Source organism: Massilia scottii, from assembly GCF_030846495.1.
GTDB lineage: Bacteria > Pseudomonadota > Gammaproteobacteria > Burkholderiales > Burkholderiaceae_D > Telluria_A > Telluria_A violaceinigra.
In genome coordinates, this window is sequence record NZ_JAVCWM010000001.1 from 135,209 (window position 1) to 160,584 (window position 25,376).

The 25,376-nt window shown below is 62.4% G+C and carries 26 protein-coding genes and 2 pseudogenes; 13 read left to right on the top strand and 15 right to left on the bottom strand.

Going from position 1 to position 25,376, the window contains the following annotated elements; genetic code table 11:
* Positions 1–11: 11 nt before the first annotated feature.
* A complete protein-coding gene (locus tag RBA41_RS00585) occupies positions 12–959 on the top strand; it encodes a VirK/YbjX family protein (RefSeq protein WP_306619945.1) in 948 nt (315 codons plus the stop codon).
* A gap of 76 nt (positions 960–1,035) precedes the next feature.
* Here the strand turns inward: RBA41_RS00585 and RBA41_RS00590 are convergent, their stop codons facing one another.
* From RBA41_RS00590 to RBA41_RS00605, 4 genes are all read right to left on the bottom strand, one after another.
* Complete coding sequence (locus tag RBA41_RS00590) at positions 1,036–1,539, bottom strand: hypothetical protein (protein ID WP_306619946.1); 504 nt, start codon at positions 1,537–1,539, stop codon at positions 1,036–1,038.
* Positions 1,540–1,839: 300 nt separating this feature from the next.
* Positions 1,840–3,159 (bottom strand): permease, encoded by a 1,320-nt coding sequence (locus tag RBA41_RS00595; protein ID WP_306619948.1) that lies wholly within the window; start codon positions 3,157–3,159, stop codon positions 1,840–1,842.
* Positions 3,160–3,162: 3 nt separating this feature from the next.
* The gene (locus tag RBA41_RS00600; RefSeq protein WP_306619950.1) at positions 3,163–3,408 is read right to left on the bottom strand and encodes a DUF2249 domain-containing protein; all 246 of its coding nucleotides are present in this window, start codon (positions 3,406–3,408) and stop codon (positions 3,163–3,165) included.
* Complete coding sequence (locus RBA41_RS00605) at positions 3,405–3,917, bottom strand: hemerythrin domain-containing protein (RefSeq protein WP_306619952.1); 513 nt, start codon at positions 3,915–3,917, stop codon at positions 3,405–3,407. Before RBA41_RS00605 ends, RBA41_RS00600 begins: the two co-directional genes overlap by 4 nt.
* An 81-nt stretch (positions 3,918–3,998) precedes the next feature.
* On the opposite strand from RBA41_RS00605, the gene ubiU reads away from it, so the two are divergent.
* From ubiU to RBA41_RS00650, 9 genes are all read left to right on the top strand, one after another.
* Positions 3,999–5,027: a ubiquinone anaerobic biosynthesis protein UbiU gene (gene ubiU, locus RBA41_RS00610; RefSeq protein ID WP_374709467.1), complete on the top strand. Its 1,029-nt coding sequence runs from the start codon at positions 3,999–4,001 to the stop codon at positions 5,025–5,027.
* A 13-nt stretch (positions 5,028–5,040) separates the two neighbouring features.
* Complete coding sequence (gene ubiV / locus RBA41_RS00615) at positions 5,041–5,940, top strand: ubiquinone anaerobic biosynthesis protein UbiV (protein ID WP_374709471.1); 900 nt, start codon at positions 5,041–5,043, stop codon at positions 5,938–5,940.
* Positions 5,937–6,398, top strand: a complete 462-nt coding sequence (gene ubiT / locus RBA41_RS00620; RefSeq protein ID WP_306619957.1) for a ubiquinone anaerobic biosynthesis accessory factor UbiT — start codon at positions 5,937–5,939, stop codon at positions 6,396–6,398. Before ubiV ends, ubiT begins: the two co-directional genes overlap by 4 nt.
* Before the next feature lie 12 nt (positions 6,399–6,410).
* A complete protein-coding gene (locus tag RBA41_RS00625) occupies positions 6,411–6,803 on the top strand; it encodes a putative zinc-binding protein (protein WP_306620633.1) in 393 nt (130 codons plus the stop codon).
* 166 nt (positions 6,804–6,969) lie between these two features.
* The gene (locus RBA41_RS00630; RefSeq protein WP_306619959.1) at positions 6,970–7,437 is read left to right on the top strand and encodes a hypothetical protein; all 468 of its coding nucleotides are present in this window, start codon (positions 6,970–6,972) and stop codon (positions 7,435–7,437) included.
* A gap of 282 nt (positions 7,438–7,719) precedes the next feature.
* Entirely contained in the window at positions 7,720–8,184 is a 465-nt protein-coding gene (locus RBA41_RS00635) for a hypothetical protein (protein ID WP_306619961.1), read from the top strand.
* Between the two features lie 192 nt (positions 8,185–8,376).
* Entirely contained in the window at positions 8,377–8,736 is a 360-nt protein-coding gene (locus tag RBA41_RS00640) for a hypothetical protein (RefSeq protein WP_306619963.1), read from the top strand.
* Between the two features lie 566 nt (positions 8,737–9,302).
* The gene (locus RBA41_RS00645; protein ID WP_306619965.1) at positions 9,303–9,680 is read left to right on the top strand and encodes a hypothetical protein; all 378 of its coding nucleotides are present in this window, start codon (positions 9,303–9,305) and stop codon (positions 9,678–9,680) included.
* Positions 9,681–9,816: 136 nt separating this feature from the next.
* Positions 9,817–10,203: a hypothetical protein gene (locus RBA41_RS00650; protein ID WP_306619966.1), complete on the top strand. Its 387-nt coding sequence runs from the start codon at positions 9,817–9,819 to the stop codon at positions 10,201–10,203.
* Positions 10,204–10,442: 239 nt separating this feature from the next.
* On the opposite strand, the gene RBA41_RS00655 is transcribed toward RBA41_RS00650, so the two are convergent.
* Complete coding sequence (locus RBA41_RS00655; protein ID WP_306619968.1) at positions 10,443–11,096, bottom strand: IS66 family transposase; 654 nt, start codon at positions 11,094–11,096, stop codon at positions 10,443–10,445.
* 72 nt (positions 11,097–11,168) lie between these two features.
* Positions 11,169–12,791 (bottom strand): annotated as a pseudogene (locus tag RBA41_RS00660) (IS1634 family transposase); the annotation flags it as partial.
* 45 nt (positions 12,792–12,836) lie between these two features.
* Here RBA41_RS00660 and RBA41_RS00665 point away from each other — a divergent pair.
* Positions 12,837–12,971, top strand: coding sequence for a hypothetical protein (locus RBA41_RS00665; protein ID WP_306619970.1), 135 nt, complete (start codon positions 12,837–12,839; stop codon positions 12,969–12,971).
* A gap of 21 nt (positions 12,972–12,992) precedes the next feature.
* On the opposite strand, the gene RBA41_RS00670 is transcribed toward RBA41_RS00665, so the two are convergent.
* Together RBA41_RS00670 and RBA41_RS00675 are read right to left on the bottom strand one after the other, a co-directional pair.
* Positions 12,993–13,691, bottom strand: coding sequence for an anaerobic ribonucleoside-triphosphate reductase activating protein (locus tag RBA41_RS00670; protein ID WP_306619972.1), 699 nt, complete (start codon positions 13,689–13,691; stop codon positions 12,993–12,995).
* Position 13,692: 1 nt separating this feature from the next.
* A pseudogene (locus RBA41_RS00675) lies at positions 13,693–15,921 on the bottom strand (ribonucleoside triphosphate reductase).
* A 232-nt stretch (positions 15,922–16,153) separates the two neighbouring features.
* On the opposite strand from RBA41_RS00675, the gene RBA41_RS00680 reads away from it, so the two are divergent.
* Positions 16,154–17,317, top strand: a complete 1,164-nt coding sequence (locus RBA41_RS00680; protein WP_306619974.1) for a serine hydrolase domain-containing protein — start codon at positions 16,154–16,156, stop codon at positions 17,315–17,317.
* 26 nt (positions 17,318–17,343) lie between these two features.
* Here RBA41_RS00680 and RBA41_RS00685 read toward each other — a convergent pair whose 3' ends face one another.
* The 6 genes from RBA41_RS00685 to RBA41_RS00710 all read right to left on the bottom strand — a co-directional run bounded on the left by RBA41_RS00685 (position 17,344) and on the right by RBA41_RS00710 (position 23,270).
* Positions 17,344–17,934, bottom strand: coding sequence for an SCO family protein (locus RBA41_RS00685; protein WP_306619976.1), 591 nt, complete (start codon positions 17,932–17,934; stop codon positions 17,344–17,346).
* Positions 17,931–18,728, bottom strand: coding sequence for a formylglycine-generating enzyme family protein (locus RBA41_RS00690; RefSeq protein WP_306619978.1), 798 nt, complete (start codon positions 18,726–18,728; stop codon positions 17,931–17,933). The genes RBA41_RS00685 and RBA41_RS00690 overlap by 4 nt, the downstream gene beginning before the upstream one ends.
* Before the next feature lie 7 nt (positions 18,729–18,735).
* Positions 18,736–20,151: a copper-containing nitrite reductase gene (gene nirK / locus RBA41_RS00695; RefSeq protein ID WP_306619980.1), complete on the bottom strand. Its 1,416-nt coding sequence runs from the start codon at positions 20,149–20,151 to the stop codon at positions 18,736–18,738.
* A gap of 119 nt (positions 20,152–20,270) precedes the next feature.
* Entirely contained in the window at positions 20,271–20,651 is a 381-nt protein-coding gene (locus RBA41_RS00700) for a SirB2 family protein (protein ID WP_306619982.1), read from the bottom strand.
* Between the two features lie 16 nt (positions 20,652–20,667).
* Positions 20,668–20,925 carry a DUF2249 domain-containing protein gene (locus RBA41_RS00705; protein WP_306619984.1) on the bottom strand — a complete coding sequence of 86 codons (258 nt, stop codon included), beginning with the start codon at positions 20,923–20,925 and terminating at the stop codon, positions 20,668–20,670.
* 68 nt (positions 20,926–20,993) lie between these two features.
* A complete protein-coding gene (locus tag RBA41_RS00710) occupies positions 20,994–23,270 on the bottom strand; it encodes a nitric-oxide reductase large subunit (RefSeq protein ID WP_306619986.1) in 2,277 nt (758 codons plus the stop codon).
* A 181-nt stretch (positions 23,271–23,451) separates the two neighbouring features.
* Here RBA41_RS00710 and RBA41_RS00715 point away from each other — a divergent pair, with 181 nt between their 5' ends.
* Positions 23,452–23,901 carry an RrF2 family transcriptional regulator gene (locus RBA41_RS00715; protein WP_306619988.1) on the top strand — a complete coding sequence of 150 codons (450 nt, stop codon included), beginning with the start codon at positions 23,452–23,454 and terminating at the stop codon, positions 23,899–23,901.
* Positions 23,902–23,916: 15 nt separating this feature from the next.
* Here the strand turns inward: RBA41_RS00715 and RBA41_RS00720 are convergent, their stop codons facing one another.
* Positions 23,917–25,224 (bottom strand): hypothetical protein, encoded by a 1,308-nt coding sequence (locus RBA41_RS00720; RefSeq protein WP_306619990.1) that lies wholly within the window; start codon positions 25,222–25,224, stop codon positions 23,917–23,919.
* Between the last annotated feature and the right edge of the window lie 152 nt (positions 25,225–25,376).

Consider the following 25,376-nt stretch of genomic DNA (forward strand, 5'->3'; position numbering starts at 1 on the left):
CGGAGTAAGTAATGAATTTTCAAGAAGGCCCTTTCGCAGGGGGGCTGGAGACATTTTTCCTGACGCCGTCGATCACGCTGCGCTCGGGCGTGCCGGCCAGTTTGCCCAAGTCGCAATACTGGCGCGAGCGGCTCAAGCTGCATGCGCGGGCGCTGTTGCACCGCCGTGTCACCGGGCAATGGTTGCGCGTGCTGAATGCGCATCCGGTGTTTTGCGACCTGGTCCGCGATTCCCCCAAGCTGCTGTACAAGATTTATCGCCCCTACCTGAGCAATGCGCTGTGCGTGGAAGCGCGGCTGCGCGTGCTGGCGATCCATTACGGCTTCGTGTTCAGCCGCGGGCTGGGGCCGATGATCGTGGCCGCCGCGCGTGCCGGCGTGCCGCTCGGATCGGTTGAGGGGAAAACCGGCACCACATACGAGCTGCAATTGCGCGCCGTATCCACCATGGAACGGGAAGGCGAGCTGGTGCTGCAATTGTGCGAAAGTGGTACGCCGGTGTTTTCGCTGGCGTTCACGTTTGCCGAGGAGGCGGGGGCGGCGATTGTGTGTATCGGCTGCATCCAGGGGCCCAAGGGCGGCGAAGGGCTTGAATCGATCCGCACGGCAACGCGCGAGTTGCACGGCGTGCGGCCCAAGCATTTACTGGTGACCCTGGTGCGGCAGCTCGGCCATGCCTTCGGTTGCGGCCGCGTGCGGCTGGTCGGGAATGCGAACCGCGTGGTGCACGGCGCGATTCGTCGCGGCAAGGTGTTGGCCGATTACGACCAGATGTGGAATGAGCTGGGTGCCGAACGTCGTGCCGATGGCGATTACGCTCTTGCGTGCGAGCCGGTGCAGGAACCCGATATGGAGCAGATCCAGTCGAAAAAGCGTTCGGAAGCGCGCAAGCGGCATGCCGTGGTGGTTGAGCTGGCCGATGCGCTGGTGGCCAGCCTTGTCATCCCCCAGCGCGCATGACTTGGATTACATCGGCCTCAGACTCAATTGAGCAACATTTCTTAATTGAGGTCTGACCCCGGTTAGGCAATATTTCTTAATTGAGGTCTGACCCCGGTTGAGCGGGCACTCCGGGGCGCACCGGGGCTGCAGGGCAACCAGCCCAGCTGGTTCCCGCGGGGATATGCTCCCCCTTCATGACCAGGGTCAAGGGACCCAGGCGGGCGTTGTCGTCGACCTTGGCGCTGTAGAGCACGGCACTGCGCGGTCCCATCGTCACTTTGCTGCCGATCTCCACATGGTCGATCTTCATCACCCGGTCTTCAAGCAGGTGCGTCTGCGGACAGGCAAAGGCGTTGAGCTCGCTGTAGTCGCCGAACGATACGCAGTCGAACCCGGCAATATCGGTCGTGTCCAGATAGATGCCGCGCCCCATTTTGCAGCCCAGTAAGGCCAATGCCACCGGTAACCAGGGCGTGCCGCGCAGATAACGCATGAAATTGGGGACGGCAATGCCTTCGTACAGATTGGTCACGCCTTCCGACACCCACACGAACGGCGTCCACATCGGCGCCGAGCGCTTGCGGTAGCGGCCCAGCAACAGTCATTTGAATGTGAGCACGAACAGGTAATTGCCGATTCCATACACCAGACCGGCGTGGCGCCGCCGCCCAGCTGGCCGGCCAGGGCGGCGCTGGTGACCACGCCGACGGCACTGGCGTCGTCCACGCAGACGTCAAGCCGGTCGACCGGCGTAGTGGTTGGGCGGTGCGGAGGGACCTCGGCGCCAGGCGTCAAGATAGTATATTTCCTTCCGACCGTGTTGCCGCGCGGCTCTTAGCTAAGGGAAGCTTAAGTACGTGTTCGTGAAGCGCTCGTCAAGGCGGCAGCGCCGTTCCGACTAGGGCGTCGGGCATGGGGTCGTGCGCGACGGGCTGGAGGCGACTGCGTTGCAGGCGCGCCTGAGCGCCGTCGTCAGGTTCAGCAACAGCCAGCCGGCCGACAGGCACATCGCCGCAGCCGCCGGCCGCGCCAGCAGCGCCGGCCACCAGCAAGCCGTCACCAGCAAGGCCACGGCCGCCGCGTGCAGCCAGAACTGGCGCTGCGCGTCCTGGTCGGCGATCAGCGTTTTGATCGCCGGCACGCGCTGGCCGTCGGCGGCGCGCTCCTGCAAATCGCGCCAGAGCAGGAAGGGCACGATCTTGTACAGCATGCCATTGATGGTCGAGTACAGGAAGCCGACCAGCATCAGGACGCCCATCGCCAGAAGACGCCCATCACCGGCCACCTGCGCCGGTACCGCCCACAGCGCCGCGCAGGCCAGCATGCTGGCCATCGCCAGGCGCCAGAACAGGGTCATGGCGTCGGCCTGCGGCCGTTTGCGGCGCGCCAGCAGGCGCAGCGTGGCCAGCGCGAACAGCGCATAGGCGGCCAGCAGCAGTACGCTGGCCAGTGTGTCGATCCACGCCAGGCGCGCGCGCAGCGCCGCGGCGCTCACGGTCCACACGACCAGCAGCAGAAAAATCGTCACGCCCAGGATCTGCGGCAGCGGCTTGTCGTACAGGGGCGTCACCTGGAACATGGGCACGACCTGGAACGACACGCCAACGAGCAGCAATCCCGCCCAGCCGAACACGCCCCACAGCGCGTGCACGTCGGTGGCCAGCATCAGCGGCAGCAGCGCGGCCGATGCCGGCCAGGCAAAGGCGCCCGCCAGCAGGGCGCCGAGGCACACGGTGACCACCAGACTGCCGAGGGCCAGCCTGACCGTGGCGGTCATCGGCAGCGCGCCTGGCGGCGGCATCTGCCACAAGGCCAGCGTGAGTGCGCCGATCAGCCACGCAAAGCCGGGCAGCAGCAGGAGCAGCGCCAGTTGGAACAGCCAGGGACGCGTGAACAGGAAGGCGCCCGCCAACGCCGCCGTGCCGCCAGCGAGCAGCGCGTGCACGCCGGGAGCGAGGAGGCGCACGCGCGGCAGCGTGACGCCGGCCACCACGGGCAGGATCTGGATCAGCGCGCCGGCCATCGCCATGCCCAGCGTGCCAAGCGTCAGCAGGTGGGTCAGCGCCAGGGTGGACGGCGACCAGCGCGAAGCCAGCGCGGGGGCGCCTTGCCACAGCAGCAGCGCGCCGGCCAGCAGCGCGAAGAGCGGCGTGGCGAGGAAGTAGCGCAGCACCGCGCCCAGCGGCGGCGACTGTTCGAGCGAGAGGGTGCGCTGCATGCGTCAGGCGTCCGGCGCGCGGCGCCAGATCCGCACTTCATATTGATAGTCGGGCAAGACGGTGGTGCTGTGGCCATAGCCGTTGTGCGCGAGGATGCGGTACAGCGGGCGCGGTTCGCGTTCGATCAGCATGCACAGGTGGTCGCTGGCCGGCAGCGTCTCGAGCGCGTCGAGCACGCGTTCGAGCGGCTCGGGTGGTTCCAGGCCGCGTACGTCGAGGTGGTGGACGTGGGGCGTGCCGGCGTTCATGCGGCGCTGGCCATCTCGTCCATCGCGCCGAACGCCTGCATGGCCGCGACCAGCTTGTGGCAGCTTGGCGCCAGTACGCGTTCGATCATCGGATAGAGTACGCCTTCTTCCTTTTCGCTGTGCTGGTACAGCACAATGCCCAGGGTGTCGGCATGATCGAGGAAGGCCTCGTTGTCGCGCTCGCGCAGCGCATTGGACAGGCGCTGCACCACGCCGCGGATGCGCAGATGCTCGCTGCGCATCGATGCGGTGGGCGCGCTGGCTGCGCCAATGGCGTTCTCGAAAGCGGGGAAGACGATCCGTTCCTCCATCAGCAAATGGCGTTCGAGCGCGTGGCAGAATGTGGCGAAGGCTTGTGCCGCCTCGCGCCACAAACCCTTGCGCACGGCGTGGCGCGCGCTTCCGAAGAGCGCATCGCAACGCACATGGTCGGCTTCGAGGTAGCTGCCGATAGTCTCCATCGTGTCCTCCTGCTGTTTGTCCATGGCGCCATTGTCGCCGCTTCGCATGCCGAAAATCCTTGATGCAGGTCAAAGATTTCCGGCATGCCGTCGGGCTACAGTGCAGTCCCCACCTTACGACGAATGAACATGATGTCAAATACTTCCGACGGCGCCACGCCGTTTGAACTGGTGTGCCCGGCCGGCAGCCTGCCGGCACTCAAGGCGGCCGTGGACAACGGCGCCGACTGCGTCTACCTCGGCTTTCGCGACGCCACCAATGCGCGCAACTTCGCCGGCCTGAACTTCGACGAGGCCGCGATCGAACAGGGCATCGCCTACAGCCACGCGCGCGGGCGCAAGGTACTGCTCGCGCTGAACACCTATCCGCAGCCGGCCGCCGGCGCGCTGTGGCGGTGCGCCATCGACCGCGCCGCCGGCGCCGGCATCGACGCCGTGATCCTGGCCGACCCGGGCCTGATGCGCTACGCCGCCGAGCGCTATCCCGCGCTGCGGCTGCACCTGTCGGTGCAGGGTTCGGCCACCAACTACGAGGCCATCAACTTCTTCCACCGCCATTTCGGCATCGCGCGCGCGGTGCTGCCGCGGGTGCTGTCGGTGGCGCAGGTGGAGCAGGTGGTGCGCAACACGCCGGTCGAGATCGAGGTGTTCGGCTTCGGCAGCCTGTGCGTGATGGTCGAAGGGCGCTGCGCGCTCTCGTCGTATGCCACGGGCGAGTCGCCCAACACGCACGGCGTGTGCTCGCCGGCCAAGGCGGTGCGCTGGCAGCAGACCCCGGCCGGGCTGGAGTCGCGCCTCAACGGCGTGCTGATCGACCGCTACGCCGACGGCGAGCAGGCCAATTATCCGACCCTGTGCAAGGGCCGTTTCGACGTCGCCGGCGAACAGTTTTACGCGATCGAGGAACCGGCCAGCCTGAATACCCTGGAACTGCTGCCGCAGCTGATTGAACTGGGCGTGAGCGCGATCAAGATCGAAGGACGCCAGCGCAGCCCCGCTTACGTGGCGCAGGTAACGCGCGTGTGGCGCGAGGCGATCGACCAGTACCGCGCCAGTCCGAAGCGTTTTTCGGCCAGGCAGGCCTGGATGGCCGATCTGAACAAGGTGGCAGAGGGGCAGCAGCATACGCTGGGCGCCTACCACCGCTCATGGAAGTAAGGGAGGCACTATGATGAAACTGGCCCTCGGACCGGTGTTGTACTACTGGCCGCGCGATACGATGATGGCGTTCTACGAGTCGGTGGCGGCAAGCCCGGTCGATATTGTCTACCTGGGCGAAACGGTGTGCTCGCGGCGCCACGAGCTGCGCCTGCCCGACTGGCTGTCGCTGGCGGCCATGCTGGCCGACGCCGGCAAGGAGGTGGTGCTGTCGACCCAGGCGCTGCTCGAATCGGGCAGCGACCTGACCAACCTGCGCAAGCTGACATCGAACGGCCGCTTCGCGGTCGAAGCGAACGACATCGGCGCGGTGCACTGCCTCGATGGCGCACTGCCGTTTGTGGCCGGGCCGCACCTGAACCTGTACAACGAGGACAGCGTGGCCCTGATGGCGCAGCTGGGCGCGCGGCGCTGGGTCATGCCGCTCGAAATGGGCCGCGCGGCGCTGGCGACGATGCTGCAAAGCCGTCCCGCGGGACTGGAAACCGAGGTGTTCGCCTACGGCCGCATGCCGCTGGCGTTTTCGGCGCGCTGCTTCACGGCGCGCCACCGCAACCTGGGCAAGGATGACTGCCAGTTCAGCTGCATGGCGCATCCGGACGGGCTAGAGCTGCGCACGCGCGACGCCGACACCTTCCTGATCCTGAACGGCACCCAGATCCAGTCGCACCTGGTGTACAACCTGCTCGGCGAGATGGCCGACATGGAAGCGATGGGCGTGGACGTGATGCGCATCAGTCCCCAGGCGCAGCATACCGATGCCATCGTCGCCTTGTTCGACCGGGCGCGCCTGGGCCAGATCGGCAGCGCCCAGGCGCAGGCCGGCCTGGCAGCGCTGATGCCGGCGGCGCCCTGCGACGGTTACTGGCATGGCAAGCCGGGCATGGCGTTCGACAAGCGGGAGGCGGCATGAAAGCGCACGTTTATCCGATCCTGCCAAAGCCGCTGGCCCGGGCGCTTGGCCACCTGCCGCGTTTTCCCGGCTCGCTGTTGTTCGCCGCCGGCTTGAGCCGCGTGCTCGGGCCGCAGCTGCCGGGCGACGTGCGCGCCGCGCTGGAAGGGCGCTCGATCAGCATCGGCGTCACCGACGCCGGGGTGCGCTTCGATGTGAGCTGGCGCGGATCGCGCTTCGTCGCCCTGTCGGGGTCCGGCAAGGCCGACCTGTCGATCGGCGCCAGCGCGCGCGACTTCTTGCTGCTGGCGCAGCGGCGCGAAGATCCGGACACCCTGTTTTTTTCGCGCCGCCTGACCATGGAAGGCGATACCGAACTGGGGCTGCTGGTAAAGAACACGATCGACGCGATCGATGTGGCGCTGTTCGACCCGGCGCGCCTGCTGCCGTCGCGCTGGCGCCGTGCGGCCTCCAACTGAAGGAAAGTGATGATGGATGCGGACAGGGCGGCGCTGCCGCTGGTGTACTCATGTTCGGGTTGTTCGAGCGCGGCGCAGATGGCCAACCATCTGGCGCTGGCGCTCGACCGCAGCGGTGCGGCCGAAATGTCGTGCATCGCCGGGGTGGGCGGGGGCGTGGCGCCGCTGGTCAAACTGGCCCGTTCGGGCCGGCCGGTACTGGCCATCGACGGCTGCCCGCTGGCCTGCGCGCGCCAGTGCCTGGCGCAGCAAGGCGTGGTGCCGGACCAGCATGTGATGCTCAATGAACTTGGGGTGCGCAAGCGGATGCATGCCGATTTCGACCGCGAGCACGCCGCGGAGCTGGCGGCGCAGCTGCGCAGCGATGTTGAGGCACTAAGAAAAACCCCGGTCGTTCCCGCGTAGCGTCCAGTTTCAAGGAAACTCCTCGAATGTCTTGGAACTGTGCAAAGGCAGAGGCCGGTTTCCGATAGCGCTAACTTAGAGCGCCTGACAAGATCCTGCAGTTGCCGTGAAAGCAACACCGCGTACACTGAGCCGTTCCGGATGTTCGCTATCGGCCAGGAGTAGTATGAAATCGCGCTATCGTCCAGCGATACTGCCTTTCAAAGACACCCCTTGGAAGGAGCCCGCTTTGATGTCACCAGGGTCTGGAGAAATGATGATGCCTTCTAATAAGCACGATAACCGCGCTGGGCCGCTTCCTCCGAGCTGGCTGTTTTCATTAATCACAGGCGCACTGACGGTCGTCGCCGCAGTCTTTGGCATGTATCTCGACGCCTGCGGTGGGATTGGCAAGGCCATGGCTTTTACCTTGATTCTGTTCGTCCTTTTCATGCCCGCAGTTCCTCAGATACTGATCGGCGTGACTGCGATTGTGCTCGCGGTGACCCTCTGCGTGCGCTGGGCGTCGACAAACGTATGGATGAACGAGCGCATTAGCCTGCTCGTTTTTGTTTTGCCGGTTCTGGGTCTCGTCGTGGGAGTGATACACGGATGGCAAATACCCTCATCGAACGCTTGCGTGCTTAAAACCTGAGCGCCAGCGGCTGTTTCGTATGCGAGTTGCGTAAGCGTTTCACAGCGGGAGTATCACATCAAAAATTACGGACAGGCTGTTGTCACTGTTGAAGATGAAGTAAGGCCTTCTGTTCTTTTTGAACAAAACGTCCGGTAAGGGGCGGTACCAGCCGGTCATGTGCAGTCTGCCATCTCTTCAGTTCGGCAACCTGTTATGCTGACGCGAGCAGCAGAGTTCGGCCAGAAGCGGACAGTTACTTGGATATTCCTTCTAGCCGCAACATCATATTAAGGTACTGAAATGAAATGGCGGGAACCGTGGACCAACATGTTGCGTCGCCAGGGGCCGTTTGATCCATTCACCAAACACGAAGTTAAGGGTGGCTTAATCTGGGCGGGCACGCTACTCTTTCTTGGGATGTTTTCGGCGTTCGCAAAAGATGGAACAATGGGTCACGTCGAAATGGCGCCGATCATATTCCTGTTGGGTTTTGGAATTTCGCTATTCGTTAGCTTTGCACACTGGGCGAGCCCTCTAACAGTTTCCTCAGGGCCTAACGGTATTGTGAAATCCAAAGGCGAGACTCACGCGTTAATTCCATGGACCACGGTGCAGGAACACCGATTTTTAGGAAGGGATGGAGTCCTTGTGCTCGAACTGGCCGTTAGCTATCAGAGCGAACCTGAAATCCTTTACCTGCCAGTGCAGGTGAACACTAAGGAAATTTCAGACGAAATCAAACAAATGACAAGTTTTATTCACTGATCCGGGTCTCGATGGTCCGCTATGGGGAGAGAGGCTGCAATTGCCGCTGTTTCGCCCCCCTCCGCTTCGAAATGTGGCAATGCGCCATTGTCGCGAGTATGATTCTCCTGGTCCGGGCCCAAGCATGGCTCTACGGCCATGGCCCCGTGCTGTCGGCCATTAGCAGACGGGCGTGTTTGACTAAATTCAAAAATGGCAGGTATGGTTAAGATAGCTTTTCTATGGTTGACCCTTGTAGCCACTGGTCTTGCGCAGGGACAAAGCAAATCACCTGCTCAATCCTCGCATATGCGAGTTCCGGTGCTTCTGCCGAGTGAGGCGGTGAAGCTCGCTGCGAGATATTTAGTGCAGACAAAAAAAATCCGTAAAGATAAATTGCGCGTTAGCGATGTGCAATATCGATATTTCTCGACGACTCCGGCGCCCTCTGGGGTTATTGAAATCGGCTGGACCATTGGTTTTGAGTGCGTGCCAGAGAAATTGGATTGTGGTTTTATAGTGGGTGTGTCAAATTCTGAGACGCCGAAAGTTGTTATGTATCCTGTTCGCTGAAACGAAGTAATATGCTGGGACACACAATCGGCTGGAGTCGGCCAAGAGCTGCCGTTGGGTGAAGGTTTTTATACATTGGGGAGAGGTGTGAAAGTTATTATTTATAACGACGAAATGTCAACATTGAACCTGATATTCAAGGAATACCCAGCCGGTGACCTATCTGTGCTTTGCCCCCAATGCAACGAAGTGCTTACGTAAGGCGTGCCCTGAGGCACGTGCCGGCCAATAGCAGTCAACCGAAAAGAGTCCGTGACATATGGAACTTGATGATCAAATGAAGCGACAAATCGAGGACTTTGTCGGCAGGAGTGTTGTTCCAACTGACAGGGTCGATGGCCTACTTAACCTGTCCGACGAGGTTGCGAACGACATCATTCAACTTGCGTTACAATGGGGCGGGCGTATACCCGCAATTTCATATTTAAGATTTCTCAGCGGCTGTACATTGGCGGAAGCCGTTGAGTTCATTAGTCGTTAACAGCCTGTTCACGGCCATGAGGGGTCGCTCACGCCGCGCATCTGGAAGCAGATGTTCGCCTACCCAAAAATACCTGAAAAACTGAATGATCCCGACAAAGAAAATTTCGCTTACCCTCATCGAGTATGCTGACCCGCTCATTCAAGACCTTGAAGAAGGGTATTCCAAGAATGACTTGGAGGCGGTATTGAAGCTGGCTGCGTGCGTATGGAATGCCTGCGTGGTGGATCAATGGCACAAAACTACCGAGAATGTCACTGCAGTAAGGCACCAGCTTACACATGCGCATCCAATGTCGGCAGCAATCGTAGATGCATTGATAGCACGCAAGAAGCAATTATTTGAACTCGACGTCAGGGGCATTACGAACGAATGCGTAATGTTAAAAAACGGGGAATTTGTCGTGCGCGCCGAAGCAAGGCTCGATGTTGAGCATATCGGCATAAAAGGCAGCTCCCATTGAATTGCCACGGTCGATACTTGATTTCCAAGTTGCATAGACGGGCAGCCTTGCAGGTGCGTGCCGGTGCCGTGACCGCGTACAATCGGCCAGAAGCCGTTATTCGAGGTAACAAACAGAGACTCAATCGGATTAAGTTATGTATGCGCTGAAAGTTCAAATAAACGACGAGAAACAGATTATCGCAGGTACGGATGACCTAAGCGTGCTGACCGCTACGGTCAATTGTATCGGCAAACTCGGAGATAAAACCAGACAAGCCCGCGAAGATGAAAGTCCTGACTTATTCGTAACCGTTGGAGGTCTCACTTCAAGGGCTTCCGAACTCCCTGACGAACACCTACGCTGGCTGGAACAGCGGCAGTTGAAGATTGGCGATTGCGTCTCTGTGCAAATCATCGACTGTCCGACAGCGGACGCGCCAGCTGGTGGTACGGAAGCAGAAAAACGCAAGCACGACGAGCGTGAATACTTTGACCATTGCAAAAGGGTTTACTTCGAGTTACGCGAAAAATTTGAACTATGAGACGGATAAGCGCGTTTGAGCACAGCCGGCAGGAGCGGGCGTCTCCATTGCACATCGAAGGTTTGAAATCAAACAAAGCGTAGCGAACACACTGCGCGTGAATGCAACCGGCCAGCCATGAAACCAGGACAATTGAAGCCAAATGAATTTGAAGTCGCCGTCCTTGAACGCATATCAGATAACTTGCCATGCATTCAGCCTTTTATTTTGAAACTTCATGTACTGTAACTATTCAGCCGCTACGCGGCGAGCAGCATCGGCTGGCCGATAAATGCGCGGCGTAGCACGTCAAGCATGCTGTGGCCCTGCTTGCGAAACGTGTCGAGGCAAGAGCGGATGACGCAGAAATTCTCGGCTCCTGTGATCGTGCGGAAGCAACCCGAGATCTTCTGTTTGACCTTCGGCATGCGGACGGCTCGTTCCGCGATATTGTTCGAGAACGGGACGGCCGGATCGGCAATGAAGCGCAGGATGGCGTCGGCATGCAGGCGGAAGCGGCGCAATAGGTCGTGGGCGTCGGACTGCTTGCAGCGGCCGGATTGCCCGTCAGGTTGGAGCTTGCGGGGGTTGATCTGCTCGCCTTCTGCCACGATGGCGTGGTAGACGGTGCTGAAAGCGGCGATGCCATCAGCGTCAAGGGGCAGGTCCTGGCACCGTGCTGCTCCGCTAAGGCGCTGGGCATTGAGCAGCAGTTCTGTCATGGCGACCGGCCAGGTTTGACCGGTCAACTCGTGAACGTAGACCAGTTCGCGCAGCAAATGGGCATTGCACAAAGCGTGCACGCCATCGTCGAGTTTCCAATAAGGAGCCCAGCAATCGTGCACCAGAACGCCGATCCGTTTAGGCAGAATGCCATGCGCGTTGATGGCTTCCAAGCCGCGCTTGGCATGCATCCCGTACCCCCGAGTTCGACAGTTGAACGCGTAAGTTATTGATTCATATAGGGGCGCTGTTTAAAAATGCCACTACAAGAAGGTCAGTTGCGTTTCGATGGTCGGTTTTTTGATCGTGAGCGCGGCGAGAATGCCTGTCTGCTCCTTGTTAATTGTTGAGATCCCCGTGACCGATTCAGTACCGTTCAGCGTGACGCGGTGGTGTTGAATGCGACGCAGCTTTTCCAAGGCGCGCTCGGGCGAGAGTGACGTGTCGCTGGCGTGCAAACGGGTGCGCATGACGCGATACAGAATCAGTGCCATGAAGCAAATCGCTGCGTGAGCGCGGATGCGTTCAGGCAGTCGGTGATAGATCGGTCCGATCTCAATTTCGGATTTGAGGACCCGGAAACCGCGTTCAATATCGGCTAATGATTTATACCGTTTCACAACGTCGGCAGGTGCCAGATCGGCGGTGTTCGTGACCAGCAGCAGTTTGCCGTCCATCAGGCGCGCATGCGTCAGCGCGCGCTCGTCGATCGAGTACGTGAACAACTCACTTTTAAGGTCGACCCGGACGATGCGCGCCAAGTGCGCTTCGCACACCTCGTGATAGAAGCGGGCGCGTGCTCCGCCATCGGAGAGTTTGCGTCCGCGCTTGCGTGCGCCGCCTTCCTGTCTGTCGAGTTTGCCCACCCATTGCGCCGCCTTTTGCTCCAGCGATTCAATGATGAGGTCGCGTTTGGCGCTCGCAGCCAGCGCCACCTGTGGATCATGAGCGATGATCAGGCGCAGCTTGTCCCACTGTGCCTCTCCCAACACTTCCTCCTTAGCGTTGACGCAAGTGGCGTCGTGGAACGGCGTCAGGATATCGACGAAATCGTTGCAGCGCCGCCCGGGAACGGCAAGGATGAATTCAAGTTTCCCACCGCCCGGCAGGGTGATGGCCTGCAGATCGGCCAGGTTGTCCGTCGAGAGTAAGCCGCGGTCAGCGACGGCGATGACGCGCTTGACGGGGAAGCGCTGGACGATCTTTTCAATGATGGGCTTGATGGTGGTCACCTCGGCGGTATTGCCATCAAATACCTCGTGATAGAGCGGCAAACCATCGGCCGTTTGCACCACGCCGAGCATGACCTGGCGGGCAATCAGGCCCTCCTTCGACATGCCGAATTTACGGATGTCCTCTTCCTGCTGCGACAGCCCGTCTGCGCGGATAGTCGTCATGTCGTAGAACACGACGGCAAGATCCCGATCGACCATCGGCCGCAGCAAACCGGCAAGCACCTGGTCGACTTCGTCTTGATGCTCGGCCATGGCGTCCATCGCGCGCAGCAGTTGATGATGCTCGATTTTCTCGGCCATGATTCCGGGAAAGGTGACGGTTTCGACCCAGCGCAAGACACCCAGTTTCGAGTCCGGGTCGCACAACCGGTTGAGCACCATCACACGGATCAGCGCCTCAATATCGATCGTGTGCCGGGTGCGGCGAAACACTTGGCGCAGGCGATCGAATCCGAGCGAATTCCACAACTCGGTCAGGGCCCAAACGTCGCCGTAGTCACGTGCGGATTCGAACGTCAGCGATGGTGTCGGCGCCGCCGGCGGGGCCGGTTTCCCGGTCACACGCAGCAGTCCTGTGATGACTGATTCGAGCTCGGTATTGAGCTGATCGAGCCGTCCCAATGTCGCGACAATGCCGTAATCTAATTTTCCCGGACACCTCAATAGGTGGAAAATACACCACCTGAGGCGTAATACATGGCGACAATAAAACGGAAGACCTTCGACCCCAGCTTGAAGCTGGAAGTGGTCCGAATGATCAAAGAGCAGGGGCAGAGCATCCAGAACGTCGGCGAGAGCATGAGTTTCGGTCCGACCGCGATTCGCCGCTGACGTGGAAACGACGGCGCAGGACTAGGCAGGCCGCAGCACGAAGCTCTCGAAGCGGGCCGCGATGCGCGCCAGTGCCGCTTCGCCCATCACTACGCCGGCCGTCGCATTCAGGCCCGCATCGGCGCAGCCCTGCGCGCGGAAGGTCTGGATGGCGTAATTGCGCACGCCGGCGTCGGCCAGCGTGCCCGCCAGCGCTTCCACCTCGGCTTCGGACAGCAGGGCCGGATGCAGCGTGGTCCGGCATTCGTGCGCCACGCCGCTGTCGACGATCATTTCCATGCAGGCGCGGGCCGGTTCGCCGCTGCCGAAGACGCCCGTCACGCGCTGGTACGCGTCGAACGGCGCCTTGATATCGAAGCCCACCCAGTCCACCATCGGCAACACCGCCTTCAACTGGCGCGGGTAGATGCACGCGGTGTGCAGGCCGACCGCAAGCCCCATCTCGCGCACGGCCACCATGGCGTCCGGCAGCGCCGGATCCATGGTCGGCTCGCCGCCGCTGAACACCACGCCGTCGAGCAAATCGGCGCGGCGCACCAGCAGCGCCATGACCGAATCCCACGTCAGCGGCCCGTGCTGGCGCAGCTGCAGATGCGGGTTGTGGCAGTAGCCGCAGCGCCACGGGCATCCCTGGATGAACACCGCGGCTGCCAGCTTGCCGGGAAAGTCGGTCGCGGTGAAGGCGGTGATGCCGCCCACCCGCAGCTCGCCGGCACCCATCTCAGCTGCGCGCCGCAACGGCGCGCTCGGTAAACCAGGTACGCTCGTGGAACTCGCCCTTTTTTCCGGTATTGAAGGACGACACAGGGCGGTGATAACCCATCACGCGGGTCCAGACTTCGCAGGGCTGGCGCTCGGCGTCGGTCAGGGTGATGGTTTGGGGAGCAAAGAAAACGGTTTGGCTCAGGTCTGACATGGACTACTCCTTGGGTGGTTACGCAACTTCGCGTTGCTTGCGCGCGATCAGATCGAGATCGCATTTGGGACAAAACGGATGGCTGCCTCCGAGGTAGCCATGCTTGGGGCAGATTGAAAACGTGGGTGTGACGGTGATGTACGGCAGGCCGAAGCGGCTCAGCGCGCGCCGCACCAGCGAGCGGCAGGCGTCGGCCGTGGACAGCGGCTCGCTCATGTACAGATGCAGCACGGTGCCGCCGGTGTATTTGCGCTGCAGCGGATCCTGGCGTTCCAGCGCCTCGAACGGATCGTCGGTAAAGCCGACCGGCAGTTGCGAGGAGTTGGTGTAGTAGGGCATGGCGTCGGTGCCGGCCTGCAGGATGTCCGGATGGCGCTTGCGGTCTTCGCGCGCGAAACGGTAGGTGGTGCCTTCGGCGGGCGTCGCTTCCAGGTTGTACATATGGCCGGTCTGGTCCTGGAACTCCAGCATGCGCGCGCGCACATGGTCCAGCAGGCGCAATGCGAACGCATGGCCCCATTCGCTGGCGATATCGTGTTCGCCCCACGTGAAATTGCGGATCATTTCATTGACGCCGTTCACGCCCAGGGTCGAGAAATGGTTGCGCAAGGTGCCCAGGTAGCGTTTCGTGTACGGGAACAAGCCATTGTCCATATGCCGCTGGATCACCTTGCGCTTGATTTCCAGGCTGTCGCGGCCAAGGTCGAGCAGGCGGTCGAGCGCCTCGAACAGGCCATCCTCGTCGTCGGCATGCAGGTAGCCGAGGCGGGCGCAGTTGATGGTTACCACGCCGAGCGAACCGGTTTGCTCGGCCGATCCGAACAGGCCGTTGCCGCGCTTGAGCAGTTCGCGCAGGTCGAGCTGCAGGCGGCAGCACATCGAGCGGATCATGTTCGGTTTCAGTTCCGAATTGAGGAAGTTCTGGAAGTAGGGCAGGCCGTAGCGCGCCGTCATCTCGAACAGCAGCTCGGCGTTGGGGCTGTGCCACGCGAAGTCCTCGGTGATGTTGTAGGTCGGGATCGGGAAGGTGAATACGCGTCCCTTGGCGTCGCCGGTCATCATGATCTCGATGTAGGCGCGGTTGATCATGTCCATTTCCACTTGCAGATCGCCGTAGGTGAACGGCATTTCCACGCCGGCGATGAACGGCACCTGCTCGCGCAGGTCTTCCGGACACACCCAGTCGAACGTCAGGTTGGTGAACGGCGTCTGCGTGCCCCAGCGCGAGGGCACGTTCAGGTTGTAGATCAGCTCCTGGATGTACTGCTTGACGCTCTCGTAACTCAAGGCGTCGGCGCGCACGTAGGGCGCCATGTAGGTATCGAAGGAACTGAAGGCCTGGGCCCCGGCCCACTCGTTTTGCAGGGTCCCGAGGAAGTTGACGATCTGGCCGATGGCGCTCGACATGTGCCTGGGCGGCGACGATTCGATCTTGCCCGGCACGCCGTTCAAGCCTTCGTTCAGGAGCGTGCGCAGCGACCAGCCGGCGCAGTAACCGGCCAGCATGTCGAGGTCGTGGATGTGCAGGTCGGCGTTGCGGTGGGCCGCGCCGACGGCGGGCGGATAGACGTGATCGAGCCAGTAGTTGGCGATCACCTTGCCGGAGACGTTGAGAATGAGCCCGCCCAGCGAGTAGCCCTGGTTGGCGTTGGCGTTGACGCGCCAGTCGCGCTGCTCCAGGTACTCGTTCATCGACGCCTCGACGTCGATCAGGCTTTTGCGGTCGCGCCGCAGGCTGTGGTGCTGTTCGCGATAGACGACATAAGCGCGCAGGGTGGCGCGGTGGCCGGCCTCGAACAGGGCTGCCTCCACGGCATCCTGCACCTGCTCGACGCCGGGGGTATCGGTGCACAGTGCGGACAGCGTGGGCAGGACCGCGTTCCATGTCAGCAGATGGGCAGTGCCGGCATCGAATTCGCCGCTGGCCAGCGCGGCGCGCTGCATGGCCGATTCGATGCGGGTGGCGTCGAACGGTTTGACGGCGCCGTCTCGCTTGCGGATTTGGGTAGGGAAGTGTAGCGGTGGGATGGTCATTTGCTCTCCGTGAAACACAATATGTGGTGCATGCAGAGAGGTTATTGACTATATGTAGTGGGGTCAACGGCGTTTTGAACCGATCGTAAAATCCTTGATCCAGGTTGGTTTTTGCCCGCTGGCGTGCCTGTTCGGGGACGTCGGCGCAAGCGGCGTTGCGATTCCCAATATCGATTCGGGAAATGCTATTCTCCCTGGTTTTTACGACGATTCTTGATAAGAAAAGGTGCTCATGCGACCCTCACGCGTGCTGACGTCCAATCGAAGTGCCTTTTTCGCCCGCCATGCCGGCTGCCTGCTTCTGATGCCGCTTGTATCCCTGTTCCTGTCCGGGTGTGCGTCTTCCACGCGGACCGGTTTGGCGCCGGCGAATGTGCACGACACATTGAAAGTGCTTGCGGAAAAGCACCATGTTTGCGCTGTGGCGGTTGCCGTCATCAAGAACCGGCAGCTCGATTCAATCGATTCGGCGACGGGTTGCTTGCCAGCCTACACGCCGGATGCAGACAGCGTTTTTCAAGCGGCATCGCTGAGTAAGCCGGTCTTTGCGTATGCTGTGCTGAAGTTGGTAGAGCAAGGAAGATTGGCGCTTGACGCGCCGGTCGTGAAGTATCTGCCGCAGGGCTATCGGCACCAGTTCGATCCGTCGAAAGCGGAGCCTTCCGCTCTGGTGACCGACCCGCGACTTCAGGCAATTACCGTCCGGATGGTGTTGAACCACACGTCAGGATTGCCAAATTGGGCCTCCGGGACACTGAATGTCGACTCGGCGCCCGGGATAAAATGGAATTATTCAGGGGAAGGCTACGTGCTGCTGCAGCGGGCTGTGGAGGCGGTCGCCAGTCAGCCGCTGGATCAATTCATGACCTCGCAGGTATTCAAGCCCCTGGACATGAACGACAGCGACTACGTACGGAACGAACGAATCGAGAAACACCTTCTGCCTGGGACGAAAGCGAATGGAGCACCCAGGGCCACGCTGGATTTAAAAAGCCCGAACGCCGCTTTTTCCCTCCACACCAGCGCGGCGGATTATGGAAAATTCATCGTCAAGGTGCTTAACGATGACGATGTGATGAAACAGATAACCGCATCACCCGCCACGGTCGATCCAAAACTGGGTCTCGGGTGGGGATTGGGCTGGGGAATTGAGCACGGTCCCGATGACGATTATATTTGGCAGTGGGGTAACAATACGGGCTATCGCGCATTCGCCATTGCCTCTGTGCGAACGGGAGACGGCTTTGTCATGCTGACCAACAGTGAAAATGGATTGGAACTGGCGCAACCATTGGCTCAAAAAATCCTGCCCGGTGAGCATAAGCTCTTCCAGTCTTCCATACTGGGTGTCGATGTTATCAATTTTTTCTGCAATACAGTGCGTGTGTGCCTTTAACTGATATCCGTCTTATGAGTAGCCCCCTATTTAAGCGCCAGGCGGATCTGCGCAACGAAGGCCGGATCGGGAAGTGGGCTCAGTTGCGTGCTGCTGGCCAGCAGTTTGCCATTCGCGTCGAGCAGGCACACGCGCGTGGTGTGGTTGATTTCGCCGTTGGTGACGGCGCGGTACTTGATCTGCAAGGCGCCCGCCATGGCCCGTGTATGCGTTTCATTGGCAGCCACCGCCAGGCGGAAGATGGCGGGATCGAGTTTGTGCGAGCTTGCCAGCTGGGCCAGGGAGTCGGGCGTGTCGTACAACGGATCGAGGCTGACCATCAGCACCGCCAGGCGCCCGGGCGCGGGCTTGACCTGGTCTACCGTGCGGCGCAGGTTTTCAATGATGATCGGGCAGGCAGCATTGCAGTCGCCGTAAAACATCGTTACCAGCAGGGGACGGCCGGCCAGCGCGCGCCAGTCGAACTGGCGGCCCTGGCTATCCTTGAGCGGCACCGACAGGCGGTAAAGCGATTCGGCGGGGAGCGGGTTGGCATGCGCCAGCGGGAGCGCGATCATGCTGGCGGCAAGCGCGCTTGTGCGCAGCAGGAGGCGGCGCAGGGGGTTAAAGGTATTCATGGCGATTGTCTCGGTGTAGGTGTGTGGCTGGCGTCGCCGCGGGCGCAGCGAAAGCCCAGGTAGCCGCCATCCTGCGCGCCTTCCATCGCGGCCAGAAGAGCGATGCGCATCAGCACAGCGTAGTTGCGGCGGTCGCCGAGCGACAGCGCCGCGCCGCCGCAGTAGTCGAGCACCTTGCGCGGGTCCTGGCTGCGGCTGTCGGCGCTGACGAACAGCGCGCTGTAGTCCTCGACCCATTCCCACACCAGTCCATGCATGTCGTACAGGCCGTAATAGTTGGGCGCGCTGGCGCGCACCCGGGACGGCGGCGTGCTGGCCGGATGGGCATACCAGTTCAGGATGTGCTCCAGCCATTGGGGGTCTTCGCGCGCGTCGGCGCGCGTGGCGTTGGCCGCGGCGGCGTATTCCCATTCGTACCAGCGCGGCAAACGCGCTCCCTCGCTGGCGCAAAACGCGTTGGCCGCGTGCCAGCTGACGTTGGTCACCGGCGCATCCGGCGCCAGCGTGCCGTGATCGGCGGCGCCGCGCCACGCTGCCAGATAGGTGGGCGCGGCCAGCACGGCCGGCGCCTGGCCGCGCTGCCATTGCGGATGCGCGAGGACGAAGGCGCGGAACTCGGCGTTGGTGACCGCCGTGGCGCGCATCGAAAACGGCGCCACGATGGCCGGTGCTTCCTTGCCGTCGGCCGGCATCACCGAACGCAGCTCGGCGCCGGGCAGCGCCACGTACTCGCCGGCGCCGGCCGTCCCGCACAGCATCGCCGCGCAGGCGAAGGTGGTCAGGTGGTGTTTCATGGCGCGCTCAATTGGCCTTGATCTGACGCATCTGCTTGACCTGGGCCGGCGTGATGACGGTTTTCCCGGCATTCAGGTCGGTGCTCACGTAGTTGATGACGGCGGCGACATCATCGTCATTGAGGTCCTGTGGTGGCATGACCGAGTTGTAATGCTCGCCGTTGACGACCATCTCGCCGCTGCGGCCATGCAGCACGATATGGGCCATCTCGTAAGGTCGCTGCTGGAAAAAGTCGGAATTGGCCAGCGGCGGGAACACACCGGGAACGCCTTTGCCGTCGGGCAGGTGGCACGAGGCGCAGGTGCTGTCGTAAACCGCCTTGCCGCGCAGGCGTTGCGCATCGGTGGCGGCGGGTACCGCAGCCCTGGCGACGACAGGCGGCGCTTTGGTTCCGGGCAGGGCGGTCTTGATGCCCTTGCCGTAAATATCGGGCCGTTCCGGGCCGCTCACCGCCATCAGGCCCACCGCGCCCTTGTTGAAGGCGCGCGTGAGCGAGTGGTCGACCAGGGTGAGGTTGCCCGGCACGCGCGGCACGAATTCGACGATGGTCGAGCCGCCGGCCGGCACCAGGGTAGTCTGCACGTTTTCCTGGAAGCGCATGCCGCCTTCGGTGTAGACCTTGTCGAAAATGGCGCCGATGACGTGGAAGCTCGAGACGGTGTTCGGTCCGCCCACGCCGAAGAACATGCGCACCTTGTCGCCGGCGGCGGCGGTCAGCGTGCCTTTGCCGGTGAGGGCGCCATCGGCGCCGTTGAACAGCACGTACGTCGGCCGTTCGTCGATCGCCTTTTGCATGTCGAAACCCTGCAGGCCGGGCGCGCGGTAGGCGCCGGTGGTGTAGAAGTCACCCTGCATCACGTAGTATTCCTTGTCGACCCTGGACATGCCTTCCTTGGGTTCGACCAGGATCATGCCGTACATGCCGTTTGCGACGTGCATGCCGACAGGGGCGGTGGCGCAGTGGTAGACGTACAGGCCGGGGGCCAGCGCCTTGAAGGTGAAGCTGGCCTGATTGCCCGGTGCGATCAGGGTTTGCCCGGCGCCGCCACCGGGACCGGTCACCGCATGCAGGTCGATATTGTGGGGCAGCTTGTTGCCGGCCAGGTTTTGCAGGTTCAGTTCAACCGTGTCGCCTTCGCGCACGCGGATCATCTTGCCCGGGACGGTGCCGCCGAAGGTCCAGAAGGTGTAGCGCGTGCCCGGCGCGATTTCGCGTTCGATTTCCTCGACGGTCAGGTTGACGACCACGCGCGCCGGCGTCTTGCGCGTGATCTGCGGCGGCAGTGCCGGCGGGGCCACCAGTTCCTGAACGATGACAGGCAGCGCCGGCTGCGCGGCATTGGCGGAGACGGAGCACAGGACGATGAAGGCGGAAGCGGTGGCAAGGCAGGTGCCGGCGAGGCGGAGAGGAAGCGAGCGCATGATGTGACCTTTTCTTTTTCTGTTGGACGTCGCGGAAGCGGTCGTCAACAGAATGCTAAGGTTTGCGTTCTGTAAATTCCTTGATGTGCATTACATTTTGGGGTAATTGGCGGCGGGTGTCAGCCGACGATGAAAACCCGGCGCGTCAGCGCGACCGCGACGATGTAGGCGACGGTGAGCAGGGCCGCGCCGAAGGCGATGGCGCGCACCTGTTTCGGGCGGCCGGGCTTGAGCGCGACCGCACCGAGCATGATGTACAGTACCAGCGCCACCACCTTGGCGCCGAGCCAGGGCTGGACGAACGGGTACTGGCCGCTCCACACCACCATGGTCAGGGCACTGGCCAGCAGCACCGTGTCGACCAGGTGTGGCGCTACCTTCACCCAGCGCCGCGCCAGCTGCGGCGCGTCGTTCAGCATCCAGACGCCGCGCAGCACGAACAGGCCGATGCTGAGCGCAGCGCAGCTCATGTGCAGGTGTTTGACGGCGAGGTACTCCATGCGTGGTCCTTTTTGTTCAGGCGATCCCGAAGTCGATGATGATTTCGCCCGGCGCGCGCGCCACGTAGGCGATTGTCACGCGCGAACCGAAATGGGCCTCGATCTGCGCCAGCAGCGGCAGCGGATCGTGGTCGTTATAAAAGCGCATGGTCTCTCCCGGCTCCAGCGCGGCCAGCGCACCGAAAATGGCGGCGTGGCGAAAGCGCTTGGCGACGCCGCGCGCGTCGAACGGGTAGAGGCCAATCGAGGCGGCCGATGAATCAGCGTGTGTCATGTTGATACTCCTTGTGTAGTGTAAACGATACAGCCCCCGGCAGGAAGTCCCTGCCGGGGGGAAAGACGTCAACGCGTGGTCGGTGCTACCGAGCCGACGACGTAATTGCTGCCGCGTGCCCCGGTGGCGAGCTTGAAGGCGAACAGCGCCAGGAACGCGCAGCCGACCGAGAACACCACGTCACCCGGCACGCGCAGCCACACCAGCGTTTCCATCAGCTGCGAGTGGACCACTTCCGGCGAGCGCGCATACCAGGTGCCCTGCGTGACGCTGGCCCAGGCCTGGTAGATCCCGGCCGGCATCAGCGAAATGAACACCATCATCGCCAGGCCGATGTTCAGGCACCAGAACATCGGTGCGAGCAGCTTGTCGGACCAAGCGGCGCGTTCGGTCAGGCCGCGCAGGCAGAACAGCATCAGGCCGATGCCGAGCATGCCGTAGACACCGAACAGCGCCGCGTGGCCGTGGGCCGCCGTCATGTTCATGCCCTGCATGTAGTACAGCGCGATCGGCGTGTTGATGGCGAAACCGAGCAGCCCGGCGCCCACCACGTTCCAGAAACCGACTGCGATGAAGCACAGGATCGGCCATTTGTAGGCCTGCACCCATGGTGCCGCCTTGGAGCGCTTGTAGTTGCGCCATGCTTCGACGCCGATCATTGCCAGCGGAACGACTTCGAGCGCGGAGAACATGGCGCCGATGGCGATGACAAAAGTCGGCGTGCCCGTGAAATACAGGTGGTGCAGGGTGCCCAGGATGCCGCCGAACAGGAACACGATGGTCTCCAGGACGATGGCGCTGTTGGCGGTGCTTGCGGCGATCAGGCCAAGGCGGGTGAACAGCAGCGCGATGACGGCGGTGGCGAACACCTCGAAGAAGCCTTCGACCCACAGGTGGACCAGCCACCAGCGCCAGTATTCGACCATGGCGTAGTGGGTGCGCGGACCCCAGGTCAGCGAGGTGGCGTAGAAGCCGCCGATGCACAGGGCGGCCAGGAACACCATGGCGATCAGGCCGCGGCTTTCGGATGGCTTGCGCAGGGCCGGCAGCAGGCCACGTCCGAGCAGCAGGACCCAGAACAGCAGGCCGACGAACAGCAGGATCTGCCACACGCGTCCCATGGAGGTGAATTCCAGGCCCTGGTTGCCGACCCAGAAGGTGAAGTCGTTACCGAGGTGCTGCAGGGTGCCGAGCCAGCCGGAGATGGTGGAGCCGGCCACGATGAACAGCAGCGCGTAGAACAGCACGTTGACGCCGAGCGCCTGGTATTTCGGTTCGCGCCCGGAGATCGCGGGGGCGATATACAGGCCGGTGGCCAGCCAGGCGGTGGCGATCCACAGCACGGCGAACTGGGTGTGGATGGTGCGGCTGACGACGAACGGCAGGATCTGGCCGAGCGGGAAGCCGAAGAAGCTCTGGCCCTCGACCGCGTAGTGGGCGGTGACGATGCCCATGCCGACCTGCGTCAGGATCAGCGCGATGACGACGTAGAAGTACTTGCGGGTCGCGCGCATCGATGCCGTCGGCTTCATGTCGAACAGCGGGTCGGCCTTGGGCGGCACGGGGTCTTCGCCTTCGCCGGCGCGGCCGTGATAGAAGATCATGGCGGCGATGGCGGCGATCATCAGGATCACGCTGGCGATCGACCAGATGCCGGCGCCCGCGGTGGGGCCGTTGCCGACCAGCGGTTCATGCGGCCAGTTGCTGGTATAGCTGATCGCCGTTTCGCCCGGACGGTCGGTGGCGGCTGACCAGGAAGACCAGAAGATGAAGGCGGGCAGGGCGCGCAGGTCTTCCGGATTGGTCAGGCTGCCGGCGCTCATGGCGTACTGCTCGCGCAGGGCGTCGAGTTTGGGGTCGGCGCCGAACAGGGCGCTGTAATGGGCCGCCACTTCACGCACGGCTTGTGCGCGTTCGGGCGAGAGCAGGACGATGCCGGTGCGCGCGTCCCAGGTATTGGCGCGCATCTCGCGCTTGAGGCGGTCGCTCAGGGCTGCCTGCTGTTCGAAGTCCAGTTGGGCGAACGGTTTGCTGAACTGTTTGGTGGCGTAGATCTCGCGCAGGGCCAGCGCTTCGCGGTGCAGCCAGTCGGCCGACCAGTCTGGCGCCAGATAGCTGCCATGGCCCCAGACGGAGCCGAGCTGCTGGCCGCCGGCCGAGAGCCAGGCTTGCTGGCCGCGCTGGACTTCGCCTTCGGAGAACAAGACGTCCCCCTGGCGGCTGGTGACTTGCTGTGGAATCGGGGGAGCGCTCAGGTAGATCTCGGTCCCGACCCAGCCGAGGACGGCGAAGGACAGGACGCAGATGACCGCGAGCCAGGTCCATAGTTTGCGTGAGGCGTGCATGGCGTGGTTTCCTTGTTATTAGAACGGCGCGGTACAGTCCGCTCCGTTAAAGAAAGATTCTAGATACATCTATTTAAACAAGCAAGTTAAATACTTCTTTTACGTGCTCACGACGCCATCTGGATCAATAGATGTATACTGGATGCCTCATTTAACCTGTCATCCAACCATTCCGACGCCGATGCGACTGACCGCCTATACCGATTACACCCTGCGCACCCTGATCTACCTGGGCATGCACCGCGATCGCCTGGCGACCATCCAGGACATCGCCGACGTGCACGGGATCTCGAAGAACCATCTGATGAAGGTGGTGTACCAGCTTGGCTTGTCGGGCATGGTGGAGACGGTGCGGGGCCGCAATGGGGGGCTGCGCCTCAAGCTGGAGCCGGAGCAGATCAATATCGGCGCCGTGGTGCGCCACAGCGAAACCGATTTTTACATGGCCGAGTGCTTCGATCCGGCCAGTAACGCCTGCACGCTGGCGCCGGCGTGCGCCCTCAAGGGCGTGCTGGGGGCGGCGACGGCGGCGTACCTGCGGGTCCTCGATGGCGTGACGCTGGCGGACCTGATTGCACATGGCGCGCCTCCAGGCGGACGCGCGGACAAGGCAATCATCGTCTGGAAGTAGGGCGCCCGCGCGTAGCTATGCCTGCGCGGTGTACACCATCGCAAAGCCGCCGCCCGGCGTGCGGAAGTTGGTGGTCTGACCCTGGTACACGCGCGCGGCCGTCCATTGCACCTTGCCGTCGTAGGTATAGCTGCGGATATCGAACTTGAGTTGATCCGGCGCCTCGGCGCTGCCGCCGGTGCGCGCCGGCGGCGCCATGATCGCTTGCGCGACGTAGTCGCCATCGAGGATGTCCTGCCAGGCGCGCTTGGTGAGCTTGTCGCCGCGGTAGGCCGCACGGCCGCCGTAGCCGGCCACCGGCTTGAAGAACCACTCGCGCCGCGTGCGCCACAGGCGCTCGGCCTGGTCGGCCCGCACCTGCTCCGTATGCGGAATCGAGCGCAGCAGGATCGCGCGCGTCTCAGCGGGCACGCCCAGCGCCGCCAGGTGCGCCTCGTCGGTCAGCAGCGCCAGATTGCGTTTGTCGGCGTACAGCGCGTGCGCGCGCGGATGCGGCGTGAGCACCACGGCGCATGCCAGGTAGGCGTCGCGCAGCGCCGCGTGGCCGGGCGCCTCTAACATGAAGTCGGTCAGGCGGTTGTACACCAGATCGACAATCAGGTCGCCGCGCCACAGGCTGCCGGCTTCCCAGCGCAGCATCGACGGGTCGACGATCAGCGCTTCGATGTCGTGGCGTGCAAACAGCTGGCGAAACAGCAGGAATTCGGGATACAGGTACTGGTTCTCGGGGTCGTCGTCGACAATGACGATGGTGCGCAGCGGCGTGCTGCGCCCGCCCAGGCGCCACTCGGCGCGGAACATGTCGACGATGGCCTCTTCCAGCGCCAGCGCGCGCGCCGCACCGTTGCCGGCCTCGCTGATCGCGCTGCACCCATGGCCGGCCCGCGCCAACGCCGCATTGAGCAGGGCGCCGCCCGCATTGGTGTTGATTTCGATGAGACCGATGGCGTCTTCGCCCACGTGAAAATCGTAGCCGTAAAAGACGCCGCGCGCGCCCGGATCGTGGCGCGCGATGGCCGGTGCGTCGGCCAGTACCGCGGCCTGCCAGGCCGGCAGCGCGATCACTTCTTCGATCGCGCCGATCAATTGCGCCATGCGCGCCGACTGCTCAGGCGACACGAACACCGGCAATGCGGCAAACAGATGCGGACAGCGTTCGCTGATCAATGCAAGCACTTCCGGCCCGTCGCTGCCGTTCTGCAGCGCGTCGGCCAGGGCCGCGGCGGAGGGGCCGGCGCAAAAGCAGCTGGCATTGAGCTGGGCGGCATCCTGGGTGGCGCAGCCGGGTTCGCAGCTGGAATCGGGTGTTGCAATGTCTTGCATGGACGGCCTCACGTAGTCTTGGTCTGTCGTTATACCTCAAAATCCGCAAACGCATCATTGATTCATGTCAACACAGCTTTCCTGCCGTGTGATGTCTAGTTCTTTTGGGCTAGAAGACTAGCCAGATTGCCGGGGAAAACTCACCCTCAGGC

Bases quoted from the DNA above. Each gene is read 5' to 3' on its own strand.
- RBA41_RS00685 (WP_306619976.1), bottom strand. From the start codon at position 17,934: ATGAATACCTTTAACCCCCTGCGCCGCCTCCTGCTGCGCACAAGCGCG.
- RBA41_RS00670 (WP_306619972.1), bottom strand. From the start codon at position 13,691: ATGGGTGCCGGCGAGCTGCGGGTGGGCGGCATCACCGCCTTCACCGCG.
- ubiT (WP_306619957.1), top strand. From the start codon at position 5,937: ATGAAAGCGCACGTTTATCCGATCCTGCCAAAGCCGCTGGCCCGGGCG.
- ubiU (WP_374709467.1), top strand. From the start codon at position 3,999: ATGATGTCAAATACTTCCGACGGCGCCACGCCGTTTGAACTGGTGTGC.
- RBA41_RS00715 (WP_306619988.1), top strand. From the start codon at position 23,452: ATGCGACTGACCGCCTATACCGATTACACCCTGCGCACCCTGATCTAC.
- RBA41_RS00600 (WP_306619950.1), bottom strand. From the start codon at position 3,408: ATGAACGCCGGCACGCCCCACGTCCACCACCTCGACGTACGCGGCCTG.
- RBA41_RS00680 (WP_306619974.1), top strand. From the start codon at position 16,154: ATGCGACCCTCACGCGTGCTGACGTCCAATCGAAGTGCCTTTTTCGCC.
- RBA41_RS00635 (WP_306619961.1), top strand. From the start codon at position 7,720: ATGAAATGGCGGGAACCGTGGACCAACATGTTGCGTCGCCAGGGGCCG.
- RBA41_RS00605 (WP_306619952.1), bottom strand. From the start codon at position 3,917: ATGCGAAGCGGCGACAATGGCGCCATGGACAAACAGCAGGAGGACACG.
- RBA41_RS00690 (WP_306619978.1), bottom strand. From the start codon at position 18,728: ATGAAACACCACCTGACCACCTTCGCCTGCGCGGCGATGCTGTGCGGG.
- RBA41_RS00625 (WP_306620633.1), top strand. From the start codon at position 6,411: ATGGATGCGGACAGGGCGGCGCTGCCGCTGGTGTACTCATGTTCGGGT.
- RBA41_RS00645 (WP_306619965.1), top strand. From the start codon at position 9,303: ATGATCCCGACAAAGAAAATTTCGCTTACCCTCATCGAGTATGCTGAC.
- RBA41_RS00700 (WP_306619982.1), bottom strand. From the start codon at position 20,651: ATGGAGTACCTCGCCGTCAAACACCTGCACATGAGCTGCGCTGCGCTC.
- RBA41_RS00630 (WP_306619959.1), top strand. From the start codon at position 6,970: ATGAAATCGCGCTATCGTCCAGCGATACTGCCTTTCAAAGACACCCCT.
- ubiV (WP_374709471.1), top strand. From the start codon at position 5,041: ATGAAACTGGCCCTCGGACCGGTGTTGTACTACTGGCCGCGCGATACG.
- RBA41_RS00595 (WP_306619948.1), bottom strand. From the start codon at position 3,159: ATGCAGCGCACCCTCTCGCTCGAACAGTCGCCGCCGCTGGGCGCGGTG.
- RBA41_RS00650 (WP_306619966.1), top strand. From the start codon at position 9,817: ATGTATGCGCTGAAAGTTCAAATAAACGACGAGAAACAGATTATCGCA.
- nirK (WP_306619980.1), bottom strand. From the start codon at position 20,151: ATGCGCTCGCTTCCTCTCCGCCTCGCCGGCACCTGCCTTGCCACCGCT.
- RBA41_RS00710 (WP_306619986.1), bottom strand. From the start codon at position 23,270: ATGCACGCCTCACGCAAACTATGGACCTGGCTCGCGGTCATCTGCGTC.
- RBA41_RS00665 (WP_306619970.1), top strand. From the start codon at position 12,837: ATGGCGACAATAAAACGGAAGACCTTCGACCCCAGCTTGAAGCTGGAA.
- RBA41_RS00655 (WP_306619968.1), bottom strand. From the start codon at position 11,096: ATGCATGCCAAGCGCGGCTTGGAAGCCATCAACGCGCATGGCATTCTG.
- RBA41_RS00585 (WP_306619945.1), top strand. From the start codon at position 12: ATGAATTTTCAAGAAGGCCCTTTCGCAGGGGGGCTGGAGACATTTTTC.
- RBA41_RS00705 (WP_306619984.1), bottom strand. From the start codon at position 20,925: ATGACACACGCTGATTCATCGGCCGCCTCGATTGGCCTCTACCCGTTC.
- RBA41_RS00640 (WP_306619963.1), top strand. From the start codon at position 8,377: ATGGCAGGTATGGTTAAGATAGCTTTTCTATGGTTGACCCTTGTAGCC.
- RBA41_RS00720 (WP_306619990.1), bottom strand. From the start codon at position 25,224: ATGCAAGACATTGCAACACCCGATTCCAGCTGCGAACCCGGCTGCGCC.